Source organism: Rothia nasimurium (assembly GCF_928392795.1).
Taxonomy (GTDB): domain Bacteria; phylum Actinomycetota; class Actinomycetes; order Actinomycetales; family Micrococcaceae; genus Rothia; species Rothia nasimurium_F.
Window position 1 is genome coordinate 154215 of record NZ_CAKMTJ010000001.1, and the last position, 22786, is coordinate 177000.

Annotated in this window: 19 protein-coding genes; 9 read left to right on the plus strand and 10 right to left on the minus strand. The window is 56.3% G+C overall.

Annotated elements, in window-relative coordinates; genetic code table 11:
• Window positions 1–61: 61 nt before the first annotated feature.
• The 3 genes from L6963_RS00725 to L6963_RS00735 all read right to left on the minus strand — a co-directional run bounded on the left by L6963_RS00725 (window position 62) and on the right by L6963_RS00735 (window position 3845).
• Window positions 62–754 (minus strand): TetR/AcrR family transcriptional regulator, encoded by a 693-nt coding sequence (locus L6963_RS00725; protein ID WP_237206259.1) that lies wholly within the window; start codon window positions 752–754, stop codon window positions 62–64.
• On the minus strand, window positions 747–1397 hold the full coding sequence (locus tag L6963_RS00730) for a TetR/AcrR family transcriptional regulator (protein ID WP_237206260.1): 651 nt from the start codon (window positions 1395–1397) through the stop codon (window positions 747–749). The genes L6963_RS00725 and L6963_RS00730 overlap by 8 nt, the downstream gene beginning before the upstream one ends.
• 90 nt (window positions 1398–1487) lie before the next feature.
• Window positions 1488–3845 (minus strand): ATP-binding cassette domain-containing protein, encoded by a 2358-nt coding sequence (locus tag L6963_RS00735; RefSeq protein WP_237206261.1) that lies wholly within the window; start codon window positions 3843–3845, stop codon window positions 1488–1490.
• 130 nt (window positions 3846–3975) lie between these two features.
• On the opposite strand from L6963_RS00735, the gene tpx reads away from it, so the two are divergent.
• Window positions 3976–4470, plus strand: coding sequence for a thiol peroxidase (gene tpx, locus L6963_RS00740; RefSeq protein WP_237206262.1), 495 nt, complete (start codon window positions 3976–3978; stop codon window positions 4468–4470).
• Between the two features lie 247 nt (window positions 4471–4717).
• Here tpx and L6963_RS00745 read toward each other — a convergent pair whose 3' ends face one another.
• Complete coding sequence (locus L6963_RS00745; RefSeq protein WP_237206263.1) at window positions 4718–5044, minus strand: branched-chain amino acid transporter permease; 327 nt, start codon at window positions 5042–5044, stop codon at window positions 4718–4720.
• The gene (locus L6963_RS00750) at window positions 5037–5870 is read right to left on the minus strand and encodes an AzlC family ABC transporter permease (protein ID WP_237225448.1); all 834 of its coding nucleotides are present in this window, start codon (window positions 5868–5870) and stop codon (window positions 5037–5039) included. Before L6963_RS00750 ends, L6963_RS00745 begins: the two co-directional genes overlap by 8 nt.
• A 135-nt stretch (window positions 5871–6005) precedes the next feature.
• Here L6963_RS00750 and L6963_RS00755 point away from each other — a divergent pair, with 135 nt between their 5' ends.
• The 4 genes from L6963_RS00755 (at window position 6006) to L6963_RS00770 (ending at window position 9817) form a co-directional block, all read left to right on the plus strand.
• Complete coding sequence (locus L6963_RS00755) at window positions 6006–6461, plus strand: OsmC family protein (protein WP_237186062.1); 456 nt, start codon at window positions 6006–6008, stop codon at window positions 6459–6461.
• Window positions 6462–6575: 114 nt separating this feature from the next.
• Complete coding sequence (locus L6963_RS00760; protein WP_237206265.1) at window positions 6576–8054, plus strand: amino acid permease; 1479 nt, start codon at window positions 6576–6578, stop codon at window positions 8052–8054.
• Window positions 8055–8299: 245 nt separating this feature from the next.
• Window positions 8300–8920 carry a thymidine kinase gene (locus L6963_RS00765; protein WP_237206266.1) on the plus strand — a complete coding sequence of 207 codons (621 nt, stop codon included), beginning with the start codon at window positions 8300–8302 and terminating at the stop codon, window positions 8918–8920.
• A gap of 120 nt (window positions 8921–9040) precedes the next feature.
• Entirely contained in the window at window positions 9041–9817 is a 777-nt protein-coding gene (locus L6963_RS00770; RefSeq protein WP_237206267.1) for a transposase, read from the plus strand.
• Between the two features lie 372 nt (window positions 9818–10189).
• On the opposite strand, the gene L6963_RS00775 is transcribed toward L6963_RS00770, so the two are convergent.
• The 3 genes from L6963_RS00775 to L6963_RS00785 all read right to left on the minus strand — a co-directional run bounded on the left by L6963_RS00775 (window position 10190) and on the right by L6963_RS00785 (window position 14847).
• The gene (locus L6963_RS00775; protein ID WP_237206268.1) at window positions 10190–11023 is read right to left on the minus strand and encodes a DUF4435 domain-containing protein; all 834 of its coding nucleotides are present in this window, start codon (window positions 11021–11023) and stop codon (window positions 10190–10192) included.
• Between the two features lie 40 nt (window positions 11024–11063).
• Window positions 11064–12479 (minus strand): AAA family ATPase, encoded by a 1416-nt coding sequence (locus L6963_RS00780; RefSeq protein ID WP_237206269.1) that lies wholly within the window; start codon window positions 12477–12479, stop codon window positions 11064–11066.
• A gap of 145 nt (window positions 12480–12624) precedes the next feature.
• Window positions 12625–14847 carry an NADP-dependent isocitrate dehydrogenase gene (locus L6963_RS00785; RefSeq protein WP_237206270.1) on the minus strand — a complete coding sequence of 741 codons (2223 nt, stop codon included), beginning with the start codon at window positions 14845–14847 and terminating at the stop codon, window positions 12625–12627.
• A gap of 126 nt (window positions 14848–14973) precedes the next feature.
• Here L6963_RS00785 and L6963_RS00790 point away from each other — a divergent pair, with 126 nt between their 5' ends.
• A complete protein-coding gene (locus L6963_RS00790; protein WP_237206271.1) occupies window positions 14974–15825 on the plus strand; it encodes an NUDIX hydrolase in 852 nt (283 codons plus the stop codon).
• A gap of 68 nt (window positions 15826–15893) precedes the next feature.
• Entirely contained in the window at window positions 15894–17897 is a 2004-nt protein-coding gene (locus tag L6963_RS00795) for a S9 family peptidase (RefSeq protein WP_237206272.1), read from the plus strand.
• 131 nt (window positions 17898–18028) lie between these two features.
• Here the strand turns inward: L6963_RS00795 and L6963_RS00800 are convergent, their stop codons facing one another.
• Window positions 18029–19357 carry a hypothetical protein gene (locus L6963_RS00800; RefSeq protein WP_237206273.1) on the minus strand — a complete coding sequence of 443 codons (1329 nt, stop codon included), beginning with the start codon at window positions 19355–19357 and terminating at the stop codon, window positions 18029–18031.
• 519 nt (window positions 19358–19876) lie between these two features.
• Between L6963_RS00800 and L6963_RS00805 the strand changes: the two genes are divergently transcribed.
• Entirely contained in the window at window positions 19877–20089 is a 213-nt protein-coding gene (locus L6963_RS00805) for a hypothetical protein (protein ID WP_237206274.1), read from the plus strand.
• Between the two features lie 16 nt (window positions 20090–20105).
• Window positions 20106–20783 (plus strand): pyroglutamyl-peptidase I, encoded by a 678-nt coding sequence (locus L6963_RS00810; protein ID WP_237206275.1) that lies wholly within the window; start codon window positions 20106–20108, stop codon window positions 20781–20783.
• A gap of 191 nt (window positions 20784–20974) precedes the next feature.
• Here the strand turns inward: L6963_RS00810 and pgi are convergent, their stop codons facing one another.
• Window positions 20975–22654 carry a glucose-6-phosphate isomerase gene (pgi, locus tag L6963_RS00815; RefSeq protein WP_237206276.1) on the minus strand — a complete coding sequence of 560 codons (1680 nt, stop codon included), beginning with the start codon at window positions 22652–22654 and terminating at the stop codon, window positions 20975–20977.
• Between the last annotated feature and the right edge of the window lie 132 nt (window positions 22655–22786).

The window sequence follows — 22786 nt, forward strand, 5'->3', positions numbered from 1 at the left end:
ACCGGTACCGGTTCCGCCCGCTGTGGCGTTTAAAGAGTTTCGCTATAGGTTTGCCCCGCTTTTAGTTTTCTTCTGCGGTCTCTTCGGGGGTGTGCAGCTCGCCCACGCCCTCAGACAGGGCAATGAATTCGTCGATGTCTTCCTGGGTTGCATAGGGTACGGGGTGTACAAGCAGCTCGTTGATACTGGAGCGGAAGATGTAGCTGAGGTTGACCGGGTCTGACCCCTTGCCGCCGATGATGGCCTTGGTCGTTAGGCCATAGCTGAGCATGGTTAGCTGATTAGCCTGCACCTTGAGATCGGTGCCAGTCTTAATCTGCCCCGCTTGATCGAGCTGCACCAGCATGTCGTAGAAGAGGGTGCGGATGCGCTCCAGGCTGGCAGTCGAAATATCTTTAATTTCGGGGGTAGAACGCAGCTCGGCCACCATGCCCAGGGTGATGCGGGAAACCGCGCGGGAGCGCGGGGTGAGTGGGATGAAGTGCTCAAGAATCTTGATGGTGTTGAGCACGTCCTGCCCCTGTACCGATACCTCCCGCATACTGGCCTCGGTCTCTACACCGATAAGTTCCAGGGCATAAGTGACAAGTTCGACGCGGCTGTCGAAGGAGTGGCGCAGGGAACCGGTGGAAATACCGGCTTCGGCTGCCACGTTGCGAATGGTGATAGCGCTGACGCCGCGCTCGTTGAGGAGTTTCCAGACTGCCTGGGAAATGACTTTCTTGCGTTCGTCGTGGTCAATGAGCTTAGGCACTGAAGAACTCCTGACTGAAGTAGTCGAGGTCCTGCTCTTCGGGGTAGGTGAAGATTTCCAGCAGGGTCTCGAAGTGGGTGAGCATGGGGGCCATGAGCTCTTCGTCGCTTGCCTCGCCATCGGTGAGCAGGTAGAGACAATTAATTCCCCACAGCAGAGCTACAAGCTTTTCTACCTCTAGGTCGATATCGATATCGTCGCGCACAAAGCCCTGGGCCCGTAGCTGGCTGAGCAGGAAGCCGTAGGCGTAGAGGAAGTCCTTTTCGTGGGACTGCAGAATCTTGGCGGTACCGGGAATCGTTGAGGCATCGGCCAGCATGCCCGCAACCACGGTGATAAAGAGCTTGCCGTCTTCAGAGACGGGGGAGAGCTCGGTGAATATTTCTTCGAGGCTGTAAATCAGCTCGTAGTTGAAGGTGTGGCTGGTGAGGGACCTAATGAAGCGCTTGCCTACATAGTCGAGAGAGAACTGCATCATCTCTTCGTGGGAGGGGAAGACGTGGCGCAGAGAGCCTGTAGAGATGCCAGCTTCGGCGGCTACGGTTCGCACAGATACGCCACGGACGCCTTCACGGGCTAGCACCGCCCAGACAGCTTGGGCGATTTCTTGTTTGCGTTCTTCGTGGTTGATGAGTTTTGGCACAGTTTTACTTTAGATGATGGTGTGGTTACAGGCGTCGCCCCCTGTCTTTTTTCGTGGGAGAACGCCTTTATGACGTGGTGCGGCGGGGTTTTATGACGCTAGGTAGGACGCCAGGTGCTCGCCGGTGAGGGTACCGGCGGCGGCGAGGGCAGTGGGGGTGCCCTCAAACACGATTGTACCGCCACCGTGGCCGGCCTCTGGGCCAACGTCAATAATATGGTCAGAATGGGCGATGACTGCCTGGTGGTGTTCGATGCAGAGCACGGTGGTTCCGGCATCGACCAGCTGGTCGAGCAGGGTGAGGAACTGCTGAATATCGGCCAGGTGTAGGCCGGTGGTGGGTTCGTCGAAGATGTAGATTCCGCCGGGTTCTGCCATGTGGGTGGCGAGTTTGATGCGCTGACGCTCGCCGCCGGAGAGGGTGGAGAGGGGCTGACCGAGGGTGATGTAGCCCAGGCCCACATCAACCAGGCGCTGCAGGATTTTGGTGGCGGCGGCCAGCTTGGTGTCTTTGGCGCTGAAGAAGGTGAGGGCATCGGCAGCAGAGAGGGCCAGAACGTCGCTGATGTTCTTGTCGCCCAGGCGGTATTCGAGTACGCCGGGGGAGAAGCGTTTTCCCTCGCAGGCCTCGCAGACGGCGGTGGATTTTTCCATGAAGCCCAGCTGGGTTTCCAGCACGCCGGTGCCCTTACATTCGGGGCAGGCGCCCTCAGAGTTGGCTGAGAAGAGGGCGGGCTTGACCCCGTTAGCCTTGGCGAAGGCCTTGCGGATAGGTTCGAGTAAGCCTGTATAAGTAGCCGGGTTGGAACGGCGCGAGCCCTTGATAGGGGCCTGGTCGATGTAGATGATGCGCTCTTCGCTATCTGCCTGCTGTTCCAGGAGCTCGGTAATCAGGGAGGACTTACCGGACCCGGCAACGCCGGTGAAGGTGGTCAGGACGCCGGTAGGCACGGCCACCGAGACATTTTTGAGGTTGTTGCGGGTTGCGTGAGCAACCTGCAGGGCCCCGATAGCCGGGCGGACGGCGTCCTTAAGCCCCTGCCGGTCGTAGAAGTGGCGGGAGGTGACGGTGTCTGCCTGCTTGAGCCCCTCGAAGGCACCGGCGTAGACCACGGTGCCACCGGCGGAGCCGGCGGCCGGGCCCATGTCGATAATATGGTCGGCAATGGCGATGGTCTCGGGCTTATGCTCAACCACCAACACGGTGTTGCCGCGGTCGCGCAGGCGCAACAGAAGCTCGTTCATCTTGGTGACGTCGTGGGGGTGAAGGCCCGCGGTGGGCTCGTCAAAGACATAGGTGACGTCGGTGAGCGGGGACCCTAGGTGGCGCACCATCTTGGCGCGCTGGGCCTCACCGCCAGAGAGCGAAGAAGCTGACCGGGACAGAGCAATGTACCCCAGCCCGATTGTGACCATAGAGTCAAGTAGATGTTCAAGAGCCCCGAGTAGGGGAGCGACCTCGGGGATATCCTGCTCCCGAACCCAGGCGAGCAGATCGGTGACCTGCATATCGCAGAGCTGCGCAATATTCACCCCGTTGACCTTGGACGCCAGAGCAGCTTGAGAAAGCCGGGTGCCACCGCAGTCGGGGCAGGGCACAAAAGTGACCGCTCGGTCAACAAAGGCACGGATATGGGGCTGCATGCCCTCCTTGTCCTTAGACAGCATAGACTTCTCGATGCGGGGAACCAGACCCTCATAGGTCATGTTGATACCCGCGATTTTCATCTTGGTGGGCTCTTTATAGAGAAAATCGGCACGCTGCTCTTCGGTGAAGTCCTTGACCGGAATATCGGTAAGGCCCGACTCCTTGTAGAGACGGGCGGACCAGCCACTGGTAGAGAAACCGGGAACCTTGAAGAAGCCCTCGTCCTCCATAGTCAGGTTCTCATCAAAGAGCTCAGTCAGGTCGATCTGGCTGGTGCGGCCCAGCCCCTCACAGCGGTTGCACATACCGCCGGTGCGGGAGAAAGTAACGTGTTCGGCCTTGCCGTCGCCCACCTTACGAGCCCCAGTGCCCTGCACGGTCGCCTGGTTGAAAGAAAAAGCGGTGGGGGAGCCCAGGTTGGGGGTGCCCACGCGGGCAAAGAGCATACGGAGCATGGGAAGGGCATCGGTTGCAGTGCCCACCGTTGAGCGAGGGTTAGCCCCCAGGCGCTCCTGATCGACGATAATCGCGCTGGTCAGCCCCTCAATCGCATCGACATCGGGCCGATCCTGATGCGGCATAAAACCCTGCACAAAAGCCGAATAGGTTTCGTTAATAAGACGCTGGGACTCAGCGGCCACCACACCAAAAGCCAAGGACGACTTACCCGACCCCGACACACCGGTAAAGACCGTCAGACGGCGCTTAGGAATCTCAACCGAAACATTCTTGAGATTATTATTGCGGGCACCCGTAATACGAATAGTCTGATGGGAATCAGCGGCGTGAGCAGTAGACACGAAATCTCCCTAAAGTGCGAAAGTTAGCTGCATATCAGTCTAGCGAACCGCGCACACCTGACTAGACCGGCGGTTCCCCGCACAGCGCAACACCTTGCACCACCCCGGTTGCCTGCGCCACAATACAACTATGGCTACTACACATCTTGAAGGCAATGACGTACAGACCGTAGGCGACCTGCCCGCCGTAGGTTCCACAGCACCCGCATTCACCCTGGTGGGCACCGACCTTGACGCAGTCACCTCAGACTCATTCGAGGGCAAGAACCTGGTCCTCAACATCTTCCCCTCCATCGACACCGGCGTCTGCGCCGCGTCCGTCCGTAAATTTAACGAAGAAGCATCCAAGCTAGAGAACACCACCGTCGTGTGCGTCTCCAAGGACCTGCCCTTCGCCCTGAGCCGCTTCTGCGGTGCCGAAGGCATTGAGAACGTTGTCTCAGCCTCAGCCTTCCGCGACTCCTTCGGCGAAGACTACGGCGTCACCATGACCGACGGCCCCCTGGCCGGCCTGCTGGCTCGCTCCGTTGTGGTCATCAACGCCGCCGGTGAGGTCATCTACACCCAGCTGGTCGACGAAATCACCACCGAACCTGATTACGAGGCAGCGCTCGCAGCACTCTAAAACCAACATCACTTACGCGGTGGGTATATCCCTTCCGCTTGCTGACCCTCTCCTAGCTCGCGCTGGGGCGCTCGCAGCACTCTAAAACAGAGACACCGCGCAATAAATTAGCGCAGCAAACATACTCTCGCCGACTGACCCTCTCGCTCCTCGCCTAGAGGCTCGTCACGATTCACGCCAGACCCAGCCAGTCGGCTCCGAGTATGTTTGCTGCGCTTTTTGGTAGGTACCTCTTGGCGGTATGTCCTTAGAAGACCCAGTTAGCAAGCACCACGCAGGTTGCTGTACCTACGATGAGGGAGAGTGCCAGGTTCTTCCGCCACAGGTGGGTAGCAACAGTTACCACCGCTCCGGCGAGGTAGGGCAGGGCTGCCTCGCGGGAAGAGTAGTCGATTTCTGCCATCACGTAGAAGCCCAGGCAGATGATGGCGCCCATGGGCAGCCAGGCGGCCAGGTTAGCGACTAGCGCTGAATCTTTGAGCAAGGACTTCACACCGAAGGGAATCAGGCGCAGGGCGAAGGTGATGCCGGCAGCCAGGAAAATAGCGGAAAGAATGTAACCGGTGCTAGGCACGGGGAGCCTCCTTCGCAGGGGTGGTGGCACGCTGGGTGGCAAGGTGACGGATCATGAGCAGGACCACCAGGGTCAGCAGGGACACCAGCAGCATAGAATGCGGGGCGAGGACGATGGCCGTCAGCGAGGCAGCTACCGCAAGGGACGCTGTGATCCGGTCCTTGACCGCACGGTAGGCGTCGATAGAGAGCACCAGGAACATACCGGTCATCACGAAGTCAACGCCCTCTAAATGGGAGAGAAAAGTGGCTCCTAGAATCACGCCCAGTGTGGAGCCGCCCCACCAGGAGAGCCAGAGCACCACAGAAACCGTCATGATGCGGGAGCTACGAAAATTCTGCGACCCCGTCGCGGTATTCAGGGCGTAGGCCTCGTCGCAGAGCATATACACAGCTAGAGCCTTAGCTAGATTCCCCTTGACGTTCTGCAGGGGATAGGAGATGCCGTAAACCAGATGCCGGGCGTTCATCAGCAGGGTCGTGGAAGCAATCAGGCTCAGTGGCGCAGCGGCGGCAATCATGCCCACCAGCAGGAACTCCACCGACCCGGCAAAGACAATAGCTGAGAGAGCCGGGGCAACCCACCAGGGCAGGCCCACCGAAGCGACCAGCACGCCCAGGCCCATGCCCATAACCACAAAGCCGATGCAGAGAACACCGGCGACGCGCAGGCCTTCTTTGAAGCCGCTTTCGCCGGGAAGCTGGCTGATGTGTTCCCCCGTAATGGGGGCGGACGCCATCGCCCCGCTAGCGGGGGCCGGCAGGTTGGCAGGGGTAGAAGGCGCTGAGAGCTGACCTGTATCTGGGCTGGTGTGGTGCATAGCCATAAGTTTAGATAAAACTAGAGGAACTCCAATTTTCTGATCAGCATGTAACTGCTTGCCTCCTCAGAAATAAAACCCGTGCTGGCGCCGTTACCCGGGTACCGGCGTCCGCCCCTCACCCCACAGTAAGGAAGAACCATGACCGACAAGACCACCCGCACCGAAGACCCCAACTACCGCGCCGTCACCGTCGAGCGGGTCGCCTCCCGCCACTACCGCGCCACCAACGCCAAGGGCGACACCCTCGACTTTGGCCAGGGCGAAGGCCTGCTCACCCCCGTCGAACTGCTCCTAGCCGCTATCGCTGGATGCTCCGCCATCGACGTCGATGTGGTCACCGGCCGCAAATCAGAACCCGAAACCTTCACCGTGCACTCCTCAGGTCTACGCAAGGTCGACGAGAACAAGGCCGTTAGCCTCGACGACATCGAAGTCAGCTTCAACGTGCGCTTCCCCGCCACCGACGAGGGCGAAAAAGCCCGCTCCATGGTCGACCGCCTAATCAAACTCTCCGCCGAAAAAGACTGCACCGTCTCCCGCACCGTCGAACACGGCGCATCCGTCACCTTCATCAACGAAGATAAGCAGAGCTAAATCACGCTACCCACCCGGGGGTGCAGGGCGCTCGCGGTGGTAATCTAAAGTTTGTCTTATGCCCCCTAAGCAAAACTGTTGGGGGCTCATTACCACCGAAAGTAGCAGCACACTATGTCTACTGAAGCGCAGTCTGCACCCACCGGGCAGACCAAAGAAGAGCTTAAGCGCGGCCTCGCCAGCCGCCACCTCTCCATGATCGCCATCGGCGGCGCCATCGGCACCGGCCTCTTTGTTGCCTCCGGCTCCACCATCGCAGAAGCCGGCCCCGGCGGCGCCCTGCTGGCCTACGCCCTGATCGGCATCATGGTGCTGCTCCTCATGCAGTCCCTGGGCGAAATGGCAGCAAACCTGCCCGTTGCAGGCTCCTTCCAGACCTTCGCCTCCCGCTACGTCTCAGACTCCTTCGGCTTCGCCATGGGCTGGAACTACTGGTTCAACTGGGCCATTACCGTGGCTGCTGAACTGGTGGCTGCTGGCGTCATTATGTCCTACTGGCTCCCCGGCGTCCCCGGCTGGGTCTGGGCAGGGGTCTTCCTGGCCATCATTCTGGGTATCAACGTGCTCTCGGCCCGCTCCTACGGCGAATCAGAGTTCTGGCTGGCTACCATCAAGGTGGTCACCGTTATCGTCTTCCTGATCGCTGGCGTCGCCATGATTTTCGGCATCCTGGGCAACCACGACAACGGTTTCGCTAACTGGACCGACGGCGAAGCACCCTTCAAGGGCGGCTTCCTCTCTGTCCTGGCTATCTTCATGGTCGCTGGTTTCTCCTTCCAGGGCACCGAGATGATCGGTGTTGCCGCGGGTGAATCTGAGAACCCCCGTCGCGACGTTCCCCGCGCCCTTAAGAGCGTTTTCTGGCGCATTATGCTCTTCTACATCGGTGCTATCGCTATTATCGGTACCCTGATTCCCTACACCAGCCCCAACCTGCTGCGGGCCGACGCCACCGATATCGCCTACTCACCTTTCACCATGGTCTTTGAGAACCTGGGCGTTGCTTTTGCCGCTTCGGTGATGAACGCCGTCATTCTGACCGCGATTCTCTCGGCCGGTAACTCGGGCCTCTACGTTTCATCCCGTATGCTCTACGCCCTGGCGCTGGAGGGGCGTGCTCCTAAGATTTTTGCCCGCGTGAACTCCCGCGGTATCCCCATGCCCGCCCTACTCATGACTGCCGCTATCGGCCTCTTCGGTTTCGTCTCAGCTATCGTGGGTGAGGGCTCGGCCTACACCTGGCTGATCAATATCTCCGGTCTGTCGGGCTTTATCACCTGGGTGGGCGTGGCTATCTGTCACTACCGCTTCCGCCGCGCCTACGTGGCCCAGGGTAACGATGTGAACGACCTGCCCTACAAGGCTCCGCTCTTCCCCATTGGCCCTATCGTTGCGCTGCTGATGTGTCTGATGGTGATTGCTGGCCAGAACTACAACGCTATCTTCGCTGGCCACTGGTTCGAGGTTGTCTCGGCCTACATTGGCCTGCCCATCATTATTGGCGTGTGGCTGGTGCACAAGCTGGTGACCGGTTCAAAGACTATCCCGCTCAAGGACGTCGACGTCTCAGGTATCGAGGTTTCAGGCAAGTAAGTTACTTGTGAGGAACAGGGAGGGCACCGGGGTTTTCCGGGGCCCTCCCTTTTTGTATACCCAGGTGCATTGACTCCGGTTTGTACCAGCCCCTGCCCACTTAGAGACCGAATTCTGAACACTGCGTGGTACAAAGTCGTCTGGTCAGGACGCGGACGCCTGTGAGAGGGGGAGTGCGCCGGGCTAGAATGGTGTGGTTTGGTTTTGTTCTCTTGTACGTGTTCTGGGTTGAAAGGTGTGGCCGCGTGGCTAAGCTCTATTTCCGTTTTGGTGCCATGAATTCGGGTAAGTCGACTGCGCTGTTGCAGGCTGCCCATAACTATGAGGAGCGGGGCCAGCGCGTGCTGCTGGCTAAGCCGCAGGTTGATACTAAGGGCGATACTGAGATTGTGTCCCGCCTGGGCGTGACTCGCCAGGCTGATTTTTTGGTGGGGGCGGACGACTCTGTGCGCGAGCTCTTCCATTCTGCTGCTGAGCCTAATGCCGATGATAACCGTATGCACTGGCATCTGCCGGTCTCTTGTCTGCTGGTGGATGAGGCCCAGTTTTTGACTGCTGAGCAGGTGGATGACCTGATGCGGATTGCGGTGGTAGAGAACGTGCCGGTGATGTGTTACGGCATTCGTACGGACTTTAGGACGCGGGCTTTCCCCGGCTCTGCCCGCCTACTGGAGATCGCCCATACGCTTGAAGAGCTCAAGACTATTTGCCGGTGCGGACGGAAGGCGCTCTTTAACGGCCGTACCGTTGATGGAAAGTTTGTTTTTGCCGGTGACCAGGTGGCTATTGACGGCGTGCATGTGGGCTATGAGTCGCTCTGCCCCACCTGCTACCTGGAGGAATCGGACGGCAAACTCTACCAATAGAGGCTTATTCAAAAGTAGACACGCACCCCACACCCACCAACTAGACAACGGCCCCACCCGCGGCAAAAATATGAGCGTTAAATCTCTACAAATAACCTCAAGCCATACCGGACAAGACCGTTGCTACACCAGCGTACAACCGGCCTCACAGCCACGCAATTCGCCACACTACACACAGCCCTCACCCATCACCTCACCTGGTCAAAACCAGGCGGAAGACCACCAGCGCTAACCCTCACCCAAGCCCTCAAAATCACCCTGCTCTACCACCGCCACAACCTCACCGAAGAACTCCTCGCAGAACTTTTTACTGTCTCTCAATCGACAGTCTCACGAGCTATCAACACCATCGAAAAGGCCCTGGAGAAGATTCTCACTCCGCTGACTCAGCCTTTGAAAGAAAGCCTCAAAGCACCCGGGTCCTTAGTAGTTGACGGGACTCTGATACCCACGTGGAATTGGCGTTCACTTGGTAAAACAAATTTCTCTGGAAAGCACAAACGAGCCGGATTCAACCACCAAGTCATTTGCACCTTGGATGGAAAGTTGCTGGCTATCACAGACCCGGTGCCCGGGGCCAGGCATGATGCTTACGCCTTCAAACATCATGGCTTGGAAAGATATCTTGATGAGAGCACTGTGGCTGATAAGGGCTATATCGGGTTGGGGTTGGCTACCCCGGCCAGGCGCAAGCCGGGTCAACGGCTGAGTCGGGAGCAGAGGCGGAATAATCGGGTGCTGAATCGGCTGCGGTCGGTGGTGGAGCGGGTTATCGCTCACATCAAGACTTGGCGGATTCTTCATACGGGGTTTAGGCGGCCGTTGGGGTTGTATGGGCGGGTGTTTGCGGTGGTGCGGGGGTTGGTGTTTTTGGCTGCGGGTGGGACTTTTGAATAAGCCTCATAGTCTGTATAGGTTGTGCCGCTATTACCATAGATATTGGAAATAATAGCTGAAAAGTCCGCACCCATACCACATGTTGAAAATTCTATACCCTCACAATATACGTTTCTCTTACTAATACCGCATCAGCAACGATTCACTATAACTCGCTCTTCACTGAGTGATTACCAAAGTAGTGGGTTGACGCTTCTGCATATTAGCACAAAATATATGAGGAGAATGGAACTTATAGCAGTAAATTTCCATCCTCCTCAATAGCAACAGGTATCCTACAATAAGTTAGTTATTTGCATAATGGCGATTTCTATGATTCTGAATTAAATTAATAGAGAATTAAAATATTTTGTTTTGAAAAACTTTTACTCGCTATTTTCGCTCACACCTAAGCAAATGTACACCAATAAAACTCTCCATCTCTTGAATTACACTTAGATTTAATAAATGTGGGCAATCAACTAATGAAACTATTGACTGTGGAGTTGTTGTGGGATTTGCAATACCATGCATTTGAAGTGATTTGGATAAACAGGACAGTAATGTATGATCACCAATATATTTTTCGATATCTGAAAAATTAAAGCTTGAAATATTGTTTTCGATATATTCTATAAAATCTGAAATATCATGAAATTCTTCTAGATTATGGTCGCTGTCTCCGCATCCAGATATAACATATGACTTAAAAGTTTCGAATACGGAAAGCGGTGAGTCCACTTTTTGAATCATCTTTTCACCGAGCTTGATATTCATTTTTATAATACGAATATATATTTCGAAAAGTGTTGCCGTGGATGCAATCAACATGGCAGTGTTGATAACTGAATCGATATCTATGGTTGGAGGTAAAATTGACTCTTTTTCCTTGCTGTTTTTATGGTATTTCCGTGAGTTCGAGACGATGGACTTTCTGATGAGCTCTTTATTACGGAGTAAAATTTCAGAAAAAAAGTCATGAAAGCTAGTAAGCTTTATTTCGGGGAATACTTGAGATGAAAATATCCCATCGAAATCGCGATCTACAAATCCTGAAAACTTAATATTAGGGCGGTTGTTAATTATTATTTCTCTGGCTTTAAAAACTTCATTTTTACCGCCTACAGAAATCAATTTTATTTTAGGAGATGCATGGTCGAAGATTGCATCAAACTCAAATTCCCCCTCAGTAAAAATAGGTATTTGACCAGTGGCTTCGTAGTTCATAATAGCCGAATTTATTATTGAATCTAATGTACTTTTCATTTTAATTTTTTTCATCCCATCGGAGATTGCTTTCGCCTAAACGCTGTGCTAAGTACATATGATTGTCAATAATTTGAGGAGAGTGAGTCGCTACTAAAAACTTAAATTTTGAAACTTCTGAAATATCCAATACGTCGGGAATAAATTTATACTGCCATGAGACGTGTAGAGAAATCTCAGGTTCATCGATAAGTACAAGTGTTCCTGGCTGGACATTAAAAATAAGTTCCGCCATCAAAATTATTTCGTGTTGCTCTCCTGAAGAGAGAGACTGTAAGGGTATGTTGGTATCGTTGGATTTTGTTAGTAGTATTCCTTTTTTGGGATCAATAGATATTTTTTTATTGCTAAGACGCTCGTTGATAATTCGAGTAAAAAGCTCGATTTTATCTACAAGGTTACTGAATGGGGCTAACTTTTGTTCGTTATCATCAAGATATATTTGTAGAAGAGTAATATCAGAGGGATTTAATTCACGTTCTGGAAGACTAATGCTGGTAAGCCTGTCTTTGTTGGGAATAATTTTTTCAAGTCGGTCCCTGAGGCTCATTTGAGAATCATATCTTTTACGAACATCTGATTCACTCGGAAGATTCCTCATCGTTCCACCTGACAATACACGCGAAGGAAATGTTCTTTCCAATTTTTGTGAAATTAGAGAATTTTCTCTTTGAGCTTCTCTAATCTTTTCAACTATTGTAAAAGATATCTGTTCTATCTTCGTTTCGTTATGACCATATGGCCTAAGTCCATGAATTCCTCTTTTTCCAGAAAACGTATTAAATTTTCCGTCATATATTTTTAATCGCTGCGTCTCAATTAGGTGGATAGCGTCAGGGTTAAATTTAATTTTTGATTCTGTAAATCGATTCTCGGAACTATTTTCTATAGATGGTCTTTTGTGTTCGTACATTTCTAAAATCTCACTTGTTGAACGAACCTCTCCATCAAAATTATCCCTCCAAGCAGAGTCATTAATCCTATTCCAGGATGTGTTATCTTCAATCCAGTCAATGAGCGGTTTCTGATCTGCTTCTTCCCATTTATATATTTCATTTAGACTCGAATCATATACGATAATCGCATTGCTTGATTCGAAGTGATTAAAATCTTTTGATCGTGGCGCTTTGATTAAAGATTCAGATGAGGTGATTTCGAGTTTATCGGAATCAAATCCTTTTTCGAATTTTGAAAATATTATTTCTGATCCATCAGAATACTGAATCAGAGCGTCTTTGAAAGCAATTGTTGATAGCTTTGAAAAATTTCCAGATACTATAAGTTTTGAAATCTCTAGTAATGTGGTTTTACCGACGCCGTTTGGTCCGTAGATAATTGTGAGTTTTTGGTTTAAATTAATGGAGTGTGTATATTCACCATATAGCTCACTGATCGTTATTTTTGTTATCTGTTTCATTTTTCCTCTGAATTAGTAGGTGGTATATTAAATATTTTTTAATATTTTTTATTCATGTATTTTGGAATAATTTTATCCTTGAGTATAGAAAACTTGTGGGGGGCTGAGGTTATTCATAGACCTCAGCCCCCCCACAGGGGTGATATTAATTTTTAAATCCATCTACCACGTCATTCAGCGTGGCGCTCGGGCGCATCACCGCTGATGCCTTGGCGTCCTCGGGCTTGTAGTAGCCGCCGAGGTCGGCGGGGGAGCCCTGGGCGTCCAGCAGCTCAGCCACAATCTTCTCCTCGTTCGCAGCTAGAGCCTCAGCCACCGGGGCGAACTTAGCCGCCAAATCGGCGTCCTCACTCTGAGCAGCCAGCTCCTCAGCCCAGAACTTAGCCAGGTAGAAGTGCGAACCGCGGTTATCAATCTCGCCCACACGGCGGGAAGGTGACTTGTTCTCGTTCAAGAAAGTACCGGTCGCCTTATCCAGGGTGTCAGCCAGAACCTGGGCAGAAGCATTGCCCGTGGTCTTTGCCAGGTGCTCAAAGGAAGCAGCCAGGGCCAGGAACTCACCCAGGGAATCCCAGCGCAGGTGATTCTCTTCCAGAACCTGCTGAACGTGCTTGGGGGCAGAACCGCCGGCACCGGTCTCAAATAGACCACCACCGTTAATCAGCGGAACAATCGACAGCATCTTGGCTGAGGTGCCCAGTTCCAGGATGGGGAAGAGGTCGGTCAGGTAGTCACGCAGCACGTTGCCGGTCACCGAAATGGTGTCCTCACCCTTGCGGATGCGGTCAATCGAGAACTGGGTTGCTTCGGCAGGAGCCAGAATGCGAATATCAAGGCCCTCGGTGTCGTACTCGGGTAGGTACTTTTCGACCTTGGCAATCAGGTTAGCGTCGTGGGCACGGTTCTTATCGAGCCAGAAGACAGCGGGGGTCTTGGAGTCGCGGGCGCGGGTGACGGCCAGCTTGATCCAGTCCTGAACGGGGATGTCCTTGGTCTGGCAGGCGCGCCAGATATCACCGGCAGAAACTTCGTGTTCAATGAGCACATCCCCTGATGAGTTCACCACCTGAACCTTACCGTCCGCTTCAAGCTGGAAGGTCTTGTCGTGTGAACCGTACTCCTCAGCCTTCTGCGCCATTAGACCCACGTTGGGCACGGTACCCATGGTGGTGGGGTCGTAGGCGCCGTTGGCGCGGCAGTCCTCGATGACGGTCTGGTAGACGCCAGCGTAGGAGGAATCGGGGAGGACGGCCAGGGTGTCAGCCTGCTGGCCTGACTCGCCCCACATCTGACCGGAGGTGCGAATCATCGCAGGCATGGAAGCGTCCACAATGACGTCCGAAGGAACGTGCAGGTTGGTGATGCCCTTGTCAGAGTTGACGTAGGCCAGCTCGGGGCCTTCCTGCAGACCCTTGTGGATGAGCTCGCGGACGTCCTCACGGATATCCTCGGGCAGGGTGTCAATGCCGGAGATGATAGCGGCCAGGCCGTTATTACCGTTCAGACCGGCAGCATCCAGCTGCTCACCGTAGGTCTCAAAGAGTTCGGAGAAGTAGGCGCGCACGACGCGGCCGAAGAGGATGGGATCAGAAACCTTCATCATGGTGGCCTTCAGATGCACGGAGAAGAGCACACCCTCAGCCTTGGCGCGGGCAACCTGCTCAGCCAGGAACTTATCGAGTTCAGCCACGTTCATGTAGGTGCCGTCGACGATTTCGCCAGCAAGCACAGGCACAGATTCCTTCAGGACGGTCACCGTGCCATCGGTACCGACGTGCTGGATCTTCAGAGTATCGTCAGCCTCAATAATCACGGACTTCTCGTTAGAGAAGAAGTCATCGTGACCCATGGTCGCAACATTGGTCTTGGAGTCCGCTGACCAGACGCCCATGGAGTGGGGGTTCTTGCGGGCGTAGTTCTTAACAGACAGGGGAGCGCGGCGGTCCGAGTTGCCCTCGCGCAGAACCGGGTTCACGGCTGAGCCCTTGACGCGGTCGTAGCGGGCGCGGACGTCCTTATCCTGCTCGGTCACAACCTCATCGGGGTAGTCGGGGATAGCGAAACCCTTAGCCTGCAGCTCAGCGATAGCGGCCTTGAGCTGGGGCACGGACGCCGAAATGTTAGGTAGCTTGATGATGTTAGCTTCGGGGGTCTTAGCCAGCTCGCCCAGCTCGGTCAGGGCGTCCGCTACCCGCTGCTCTGCAGGGAGAATGTCGCTGAACTGGGCCAGAATACGACCCGAAAGTGAAATGTCGCGGGTTTCTACCTCAACACCGGCGGTTGAAGCATAGGCCTCAAGAATGGGCAGGAAGGAGTAGGTCGCCAGCAGCGGAGCCTCATCGGTGTGGGTGTAGATAATCTTTGCCATGAAGGGCGTCTCCCTTGTCGCTTGTGGGCAGTTTCATTTCCAAGAATACAACGATGTGCCAGCGCTCACTAAATAAGAAGTGCCTGTGTGACAAGATAAATCGGCTACTGAGATAGGGTTACTGATATGAGTACCGATACTTCAGCCCCGATTGTTGTTTCTGCACTTGTCATTCGTAATTCCTTGGGCGAGGTGCTTACCGTTCGCAAACGCAGCACCACAGGGTTCATGCTTCCCGGCGGTAAACCTGAGCCGGGTGAAACCGCCGAAGAAACCGCTCGCCGCGAAGCTGCCGAGGAACTGGGCCTTGTTCTCGACAGCTATTCCTTGATGAATGTGGGTACCTACCAGGCGGCGGCCCTCAACGAAGCGGGGCGAACCGTCCGCGCCCATGTTTACCTCTTGGTAACTGCCGGGGGTGTTGCTGATCTGGAGCAGGCCGCGCCCAGCGCTGAAATTGAGGAAATCCGGTGGGTTCACCCCGACCCTGCGCGTGATGACCATAGCAACCAGGCTCCGCTGAATACTCAGCATATTTTCCCGCTGCTCACCGGCGATGATTTTGAGGACGCGGACGCCCCGGTTAGCGTGGCCCAGTATCGAGACCTAGAGGCAAAAGTCGCTGAACTTCAAAACCTGGTAGATACCCTGTACATGCAGGTGGAATTTCAGAGCCGCTTTAGCTATCAGGCGGTCTGCGCTCGTGCCGCGATCAAAGGCCGCAACCTCTTTGCACTTAACACCGCTTTGGGTATTTGCCGTGACCGTATCCACGGTGCACCGCACATCATCTTTGGGGCGGCAGCCGCGGAAGAAGCCCCTATTTTAACGGCGGCAGTAGAGCAACCTCTGAACACAAGGGAAGACCTTCTGGCCATTATTCGGGTTCTTGCCCCGCACCACGCAGAGCAGGTTCTAGATGCCTACCTTGGTGCAGGTATGGACGACGGAACTTTTGCTCGTTTGCCTGTCAGCTAGGAGCAATGTTAAGAAGGGGAGGGTAATACGCTATCACCTCAACAGGTGCTGGTGATACCGTAGAACCTATGACTGACACCACACCTCAAGAAAAAGATCAGCAGAAAAACGCTGCCTACCTCAAGCAGCTCATCGAACACCCCCGCATGGTCGGGCTCGCGTCAGGGCGCACCGGCGCGCCCGTGCTCACCGTCAACACCCTCAACAAGGACGGCGCAAAGTGGCGCCCCCGCCTCTGGGCCCTTCCCACCGGGCAGGAGGACAAGCCCTACCCGCTGACGGCACCCGAGTCGGGCGCCTCCGTCCTGACCATCACCGACGAGGGGCACATCTACCTGACCCTGGGCAAGGACGTGGACGAAGCCGACTCCAAGAGCCTCAAAGGCGTCTACCGCCTACCCGAGCACGGCGAACCCGAACTCATCTTCACCCACCCCGGCGGCGTAGATACCCTCGCAGTACGCCAGCGCGGTGAAACCACCCGCTACATCTACAGCGCCAAAGCCCACCGGGGCAGCCTCGAAGAGCAAGCCAAGACCCTCGACGAACGCGAGAAAACCGCCACCTCCGGTGTGCTCTACACCGAATTTCCCACCCGCTTCTGGGACCACGACCTGGGCACCGGCGTCCGCGCCCTCTACGTCAAGGACGGGGACGGCGAACCCCGCCGCATCACCCTGCCGGGCGACCGCTCAGAACTAGCCGGTTTTGAGGTCTGCCCCACCGGCGACCGTGCAGCCGTCACTCTGCACACCAAGACCCGCGGCATCCACCAGCGCTACAGCACCTGGCTGCTCGACCTCAACGGCGAGAAAGAACCCCAGCTGTTGGTTGAGGCGACGGAAACCCACGACTACTCGGCAGGCCCCTTCACTCCGGACGGCAGCGGTCTAGCTATCACTGAGGTACGCCGTTGGCTGCCCGGCCAGTCCATCAAGGTCAACGCCAGCCACTACAGCTTCGAGACCGGCCAGCTGACCGAGCTCTCCCGCGACGTCGACCGCTGGGCTGGCGATATCGTATGGATTGATAACACCCGCTACGCCTTCGTCACCGACCACCTGGGAGCCACTGCCATCTTCACCGGCAGTATCGATGGTGCTACCCGCGTACTGGTTGAGGACGGCGCCAGCCACTTCTCAGCCCTGGCCTACAACGAAGGGGCTCTCATTGCCCTGCGCGATGCCCACCAGCACTCGGCCTACCCCGTCCGTATCGATACCGAATCCGGCGACGTCACCCGCCTGGCTTCGCCGGTCGAAGAGCTGCGCGCCCCGGGCCGCTTCGAGCGCCTGAGCTCCACCGCAGCCGACGGCACCGAGTTCACCTCCTTCCTCGCCCTGCCCGAAAAGGACGCGGACGGCCCCCTGCCCCTGCTCGTCTTTGCACACGGTGGCCCCTGGGGGTCCTGGAACTCCTGGACCTACCGCTGGAACCCCTGGGCCTTCACCGAAGCCGGCTACGCCGTGCTCATGCCCGACCCCGCGATTTCCACCGGTTACGGCCAGCACATGCTCGACCGCGGCGGCGACGATCTGGGCGGCACCCCCTACACCGACATCATGCAGGTGGTCGAAGAGACTGCCGCCCGCGACGATATCCAGGGCGATAACGTGGCCTTCTCGGGCGGCTCCTACGGCGGGTTTATGACCAACTGGGTGGCAGGACGCGCGGGCACCCGCTTTAAGTGCTACGTCACCCACGCCTCAATTTGGGACTACAACACCATGTACTACCTCTCAGATAACGGTGCCTGGCACGAATGGAAGGTCGAGTTCGGGGGAGAGGGCGACAGCATCTCGCCGCGTCATCATGCCGCCGATATCGCGGCTCCTATGCTGGTGATTCACGGCGATAAGGACTACCGCGTGCCCATCGGCCAGGCCCACCACCTCTGGGCTGACCTACAGCGCCACTCCCCGGAGCTAGGCCACAAGTACCTCTACTTCCCCGATGAAGGGCACTGGATCCTGAAACCCGGCAACTCCCGCCTCTGGTACCAGGTCTTCACAGCCTGGTTAGATCAGCACCTCCTGGGTCAAGAGTTCAAGGCTCCTGAAATTCTGGGCTAGGCTCTCTGCCTGACCTGGGCCGCTTGCATAGCGAAGGGCACCTACCCCGTAACGGGGTAGGTGCCCTTTTGCTAGGCGTTTTAGCTCTTACCTAATGGCAGTCTCTGAGCTAGAACTGAACCTGGTCTAGCTTAGGCGCGGCGGGCTGCACGAACAGCACCGGCGCCCAGGCCCAGGACGCTCAGGCCACCCAGAGCCAGCAGAGCTGCATCGGATGCACCGGTCTTAGCCAGCTCAGGCTTCTTGGCTGCCTCGGTCTTTGCGGTCTCAGCCTTAGTTTCTGCCTTGGCTGCTTCAGTCTTGGTCTCGGTAGAGGTGGTGACTACGGTTGCGGGGTCAACAGTCGGCTTCTCTTCAGCCTTGACGCTCTCACCCTTAGCGGTCAGTACGCCCTCGGGAACCTCATGGGTTACGCCTTCACCCTTAGCGGTGATGAGCAGCTCGGGAACCTCATGGGTTACGCCTTCGCCCTTGGCAGTGATGAGCAGCTCGGGAACCTCATGGGTTACGCCTTCACCCTTGGCAGTGATGAGCAGCTCGGGCAGCTCATGGGTCACGCCCTCGCCCTTAGCGGTGATGATGAGTTCAGGCAGTTCGTGGGTGGTGCCGGGGCCCTTAGCGGTGATGATGAGTTCAGGTAGCTCGTGGGTTACACCGGGGCCGTTAATGCCGATGTGGCCCTCGGGAACCTCATGGGTTACGCCTTCGCCCTTGGCAGTGATGAGCAGCTCGGGCAGCGCATGGGTTACGCCCTCACCCTTAGCGGTGATGATGAGTTCAGGCAGTTCATGGGTGGTGCCGGGGCCCTTAGCAGTGATGATAAGCTCAGGCAGTTCGTGGGTAGTGCCGGGGCCATTGATGCCGATGTGACCCTCGGGGAGATCAAGGGTGGTGCCGGGGCCGTTGATACCGATGTGGCCTTCGGGCAGTTCGTGGGTGACGCCCTCGCCCTTATCGACGATGAGGGGGTTGAGGTTTTCATCTACCCAGGTGGAGCCGTCAACGGGGAGGAAGGGCAGCTCGTGGGTGACACCGGGGCCATTGATACCGATGTGACCTTCGGGTAGCTCATGGGTTACACCTTCACCCTTATCGGTGATGATGAGTTCAGGCAGTTCGTGGGTGGTGCCAGGGCCGTTGATGCCGATGTGACCCTCGGGGAGATCAAGGGTGGTGCCGGGGCCGTTAATGCCAATGTGACCTTCGGGCAGTTCGTGGGTTACGCCTTCACCCTTATCGGTTACCAGGGGATTGAGGTTCTCGTCGACCCAAGTGGAACCGTCCACATCGCCGGTAACGGGAGAGACCCAGGCAGAGCCTTCATCAATGACGGTGGGAAGGTCTACCCATTCAGAAGAGTCGGCTGCAAATGCAGGAGAGCCCATCAGGGCTACCATGCCCAGAGACAGTGCGGCGGTAGCGCCCAGGGTCTTCTTGGAAGGCTTGTGGAAAGCGGACATATCGAACCTCTCTGTTCGTAGATAACGGTGCCCTGTGTGCGATAGTGAGGGCTTGAGCAATTACAAAAACCTCAACTGTGAGCTTTGCTCCCAGGAATCGTATGGCTAACTCTCTGTGAGTATTTGTAATTCACTATTAAATCTACCAAGATGTTCGAAAAAATCTTATATGTTTAGCGGCGTGAAGCTATGACTAGGATTTATGACAAATTCGAAAGTTGTTTGACGCTGCAATGGTCCTGATGTAAACAAAATTTGAAATAAACCTGTACTTGTCTACCCCTTATATTCTGCTGAGCGTCGAGAGTTTAGCCTGCGTTTAACGAGCGATACTGTGGGGCCGATATTAACAACAACCCATAGGGGGTTTGTTATGACGAGCAACATAAATACGGTGCGCAAAAGTGATGAGGCATTTTCGGCGAGTGTGAGGTAGTTAAGCCAAATGGTGGCTCCAAAATATAAAACGGTGCCCACTGCTAAATAAACTATTGCCCACCAGAATTCGCTGGCTGATGCATGGCCTTTACTATTCCAGTAGTGCCGGTAAAAGAGGCGTACAGCCCCCGCGAAGCCTACCTGCTGGGCCACGGCTGGGGCGCGAAGCTCGTCCGGGTGCTCCTCATCGTCGAACCCATCGAGGTGGAGGGCTTCGGGGGTATCTTCCAGGGATTCTTCGCTGTGGGTATAGCGGGTAGGCTTGTGCTCAGACATACCCTCAAGAATACCTAAACCGCAGGAGTCGACGATGACTACCCATCTGCTGACCTATTTCGGCCCCTTCGAAGGGGTACCCCTCAACCCTAGCCAGGCGGTAGCATTTGGGGCACAGGAAGCCCTGGCGATTTCGGCTCCGCATCTCACTGTTGAGGTTCACGAACTGCCGGTGGAGTTCGCCGAATCAAGCCGGGCGCTGGGTGAGCTCTTAGAACGCATCAAGCCTGAGCTAGCTATAAGTCTTGGTGTTGCGGCTGGCCGCGATAAGGTCAGCCTGGAACGAGTTGCCATCAACCTCGACTCTGCTCGTATTCCAGATAATGCAGGTGCTCAGCTTATCGACCAACCCATCCGCGGTGACGGCCCCGATGCCTACTTCTCTACCCTGCCTACCCGAGCAATTTTTGAAGAGCTTAGCTCTCAGCAGCTGCCCGTGGAACTGTCGTACACCGCCGGAACCTTTGTGTGCAACCACGTTTTTTACGAGCTCATGCATGCAACCAAAGGGGCAATACCGGCGGGCTTCATTCACATTCCCCTCACACATGTAGAAGCTGGTGGAGGAGCGGACGCCGCGCCCGAGCGTCCGCCTGTCACGGCAAGTGCAGATGCCGGGGGAGTGGAAGGAAGAAGCCTGCCTACCCTGCCTGAGTCTCAGGTCATCGGAATCATAGAGCAGGCCGTACTTACCACGCTTGCCCAGCTTTAACGCAAGACCCCGGTAACTTACGAGGTTACCGGGGTTATGCGTAGCAGGCTTTGCGCAGGGGGCGAAGGTGGGCATATCATCTGCCCGCTGGCTCGGCGGCTGGCGTGAATCACAGCGAGCCCCCTGGGGCGAGATGTGAGAGGGTCGCGGGCAGGTGATATGCCCACGGAGCCCTCCACCTCAGCTCAGGCTTACTTGCGCTTGTCCAGGTAGAAACCAATCAGGCCCTGGGTTGAGGAATCCTGCTGAGCCAGAACCTCGCGATCGCCGCCCACGGCGGGGGCCAGCTGCAGGGCCAGCTGCTTGCCGAGCTCAACGCCCCACTGGTCGAAGGAGTCAATGCCCCAGACAATGCCCTGAACGAAGGTGATGTGTTCGTAGAGGGCAATGAGCTGGCCCAGGACGGCGGGGGTCAGCTGGGAGGCCATGATGGAGGTGGTGGGGCGGTTGCCTGAGAATACGCGGGCCGGAACGATTTCTTCGGCGGTACCTTCGGCGCGGACCTCGTCGGCGGTCTTGCCGAAGGCCAGGGCCTTGGTTTGGGCGAAGAAGTTGGCTAGGAAGAGCTCGTGGACGTCCTGCTCGCCGTCGCGGGTTGCGTGAACCGGGTTGGCGAAGGCGATGAAGTCGGCGGGAATTAGGCGGGTGCCCTGGTGGATGAGCTGGTAGAAGGCGTGCTGGCCGTTGGTGCCGGGCTCACCCCAGAAGACTTCACCGGTGGCGGTGGTGACGGGCTTGCCGTCCGCGCGTACGGACTTGCCGTTGGATTCCATGGTCAGCTGCTGCAGGTAGGCGGGGAAGCGGTGCAGGTACTGGTCGTAGGGGAGGACGGCGTGGGTTTCGGCGCCAAGGAAGTTGACGTTCCAGATGTTCAGCAGACCCATCAGGGCGGGGACATTTTCGGCCAGGGGCGCGGTGCGGAAGTGCTCGTCCATGGCGTGGAAGCCGGCCAGGAACTGCTCGAAGACCTCGGGGCCGAGCACAATAGCCAGGGGGGTGCCGATGGCGGAGTCGACGGAGTAGCGTCCGCCTACCCAGTTCCAGAAGCCAAAAGCGTTCTCGGGGTCGATGCCGAATGCCTCGACCTTATCCAGAGCGGTGGAGACAGCGACGAAGTGGGCGGCGACGGCGTCCTTTTCGTCCTTGCCGTCCAGGGCGCCGGCCTCGCGCAGGGAGGTGAGCAGCCACTCGCGGCAGACGCGGGCGTTGGTGAGGGTTTCGAGGGTGCCGAAGGTCTTGGAGGCGACGATGAAAAGGGTGGTCTCGGGATCTAGGTCCTTGACGGTCTCGGCGGCGTCGGTGGGGTCGATGTTGGAGATGAAGCGGGCGGTTAGGCCGGGCTGGGCGTAGGGCTTCAGTGCCTCATAGACCATGACGGGGCCCAGGTCTGAGCCGCCGATGCCGATGTTGACAACGGTTTCGATGCGCTTGCCAGTAATGCCTACCCACTCGCCGGAGCGGACGCGGTCGGCAAAGTCGTAAACCTTGGCGAGGACCTCGTGGACGTCGGCGTCGACGTCCTGACCATCAACGACGAGAGCGGGGGTGGCGCCCTTGGGGCGGCGCAGGGCGGTGTGCAGGACGGCGCGGTCTTCGGTGACGTTGATGCGCTCACCGGCGAACATGGCGTCGCGACGCTCTTCGAGGTTCACCTCTTCGGCCAGCTGGGTCAGCAGAGCCAGGGTCTCTTCGGTGATGAGGTTCTTGGAGAGATCAACGTAGAGGTCGGCGGCGGTGAAGCTTAGCTTTTCTGCGCGGGTGGGGTCGGCTTCGAACCAGGCGCGTAAATCAGCGGTAGTCTTCTGCTGGTGCTCGGTCAGGGCTGCCCAGGCTTTGGTCTGGACGGGATCGGTGATGGCGGGGAGAGACATGTGTGCTCTGCCTTCCTGTCGATTTGGGTGTTCTTACCTCTATTTTATGTTGGTTTGGTAGTTTTTGACCCCGGTGGTGGGTGTGGTTTTTTGTGGTTTTATAGGCAATTAAGCAGACCAAGAGGATGCCTA

Coding starts and splice junctions, on each gene's coding strand:
- L6963_RS00785 (WP_237206270.1), bottom strand. CDS start 14,847: ATGGCAAAGATTATCTACACCCACACCGATGAGGCTCCGCTGCTGGCG.
- L6963_RS00780 (WP_237206269.1), bottom strand. CDS start 12,479: ATGAAACAGATAACAAAAATAACGATCAGTGAGCTATATGGTGAATAT.
- L6963_RS00750 (WP_237225448.1), bottom strand. CDS start 5,870: ATGGCTATGCACCACACCAGCCCAGATACAGGTCAGCTCTCAGCGCCT.
- tpx (WP_237206262.1), top strand. CDS start 3,976: ATGGCTACTACACATCTTGAAGGCAATGACGTACAGACCGTAGGCGAC.
- L6963_RS00795 (WP_237206272.1), top strand. CDS start 15,894: ATGACTGACACCACACCTCAAGAAAAAGATCAGCAGAAAAACGCTGCC.
- L6963_RS00810 (WP_237206275.1), top strand. CDS start 20,106: ATGACTACCCATCTGCTGACCTATTTCGGCCCCTTCGAAGGGGTACCC.
- L6963_RS00800 (WP_237206273.1), bottom strand. CDS start 19,357: ATGTCCGCTTTCCACAAGCCTTCCAAGAAGACCCTGGGCGCTACCGCC.
- L6963_RS00790 (WP_237206271.1), top strand. CDS start 14,974: ATGAGTACCGATACTTCAGCCCCGATTGTTGTTTCTGCACTTGTCATT.
- L6963_RS00755 (WP_237186062.1), top strand. CDS start 6,006: ATGACCGACAAGACCACCCGCACCGAAGACCCCAACTACCGCGCCGTC.
- L6963_RS00760 (WP_237206265.1), top strand. CDS start 6,576: ATGTCTACTGAAGCGCAGTCTGCACCCACCGGGCAGACCAAAGAAGAG.
- L6963_RS00805 (WP_237206274.1), top strand. CDS start 19,877: ATGGCCTTTACTATTCCAGTAGTGCCGGTAAAAGAGGCGTACAGCCCC.
- L6963_RS00775 (WP_237206268.1), bottom strand. CDS start 11,023: ATGAACTACGAAGCCACTGGTCAAATACCTATTTTTACTGAGGGGGAA.
- pgi (WP_237206276.1), bottom strand. CDS start 22,654: ATGTCTCTCCCCGCCATCACCGATCCCGTCCAGACCAAAGCCTGGGCA.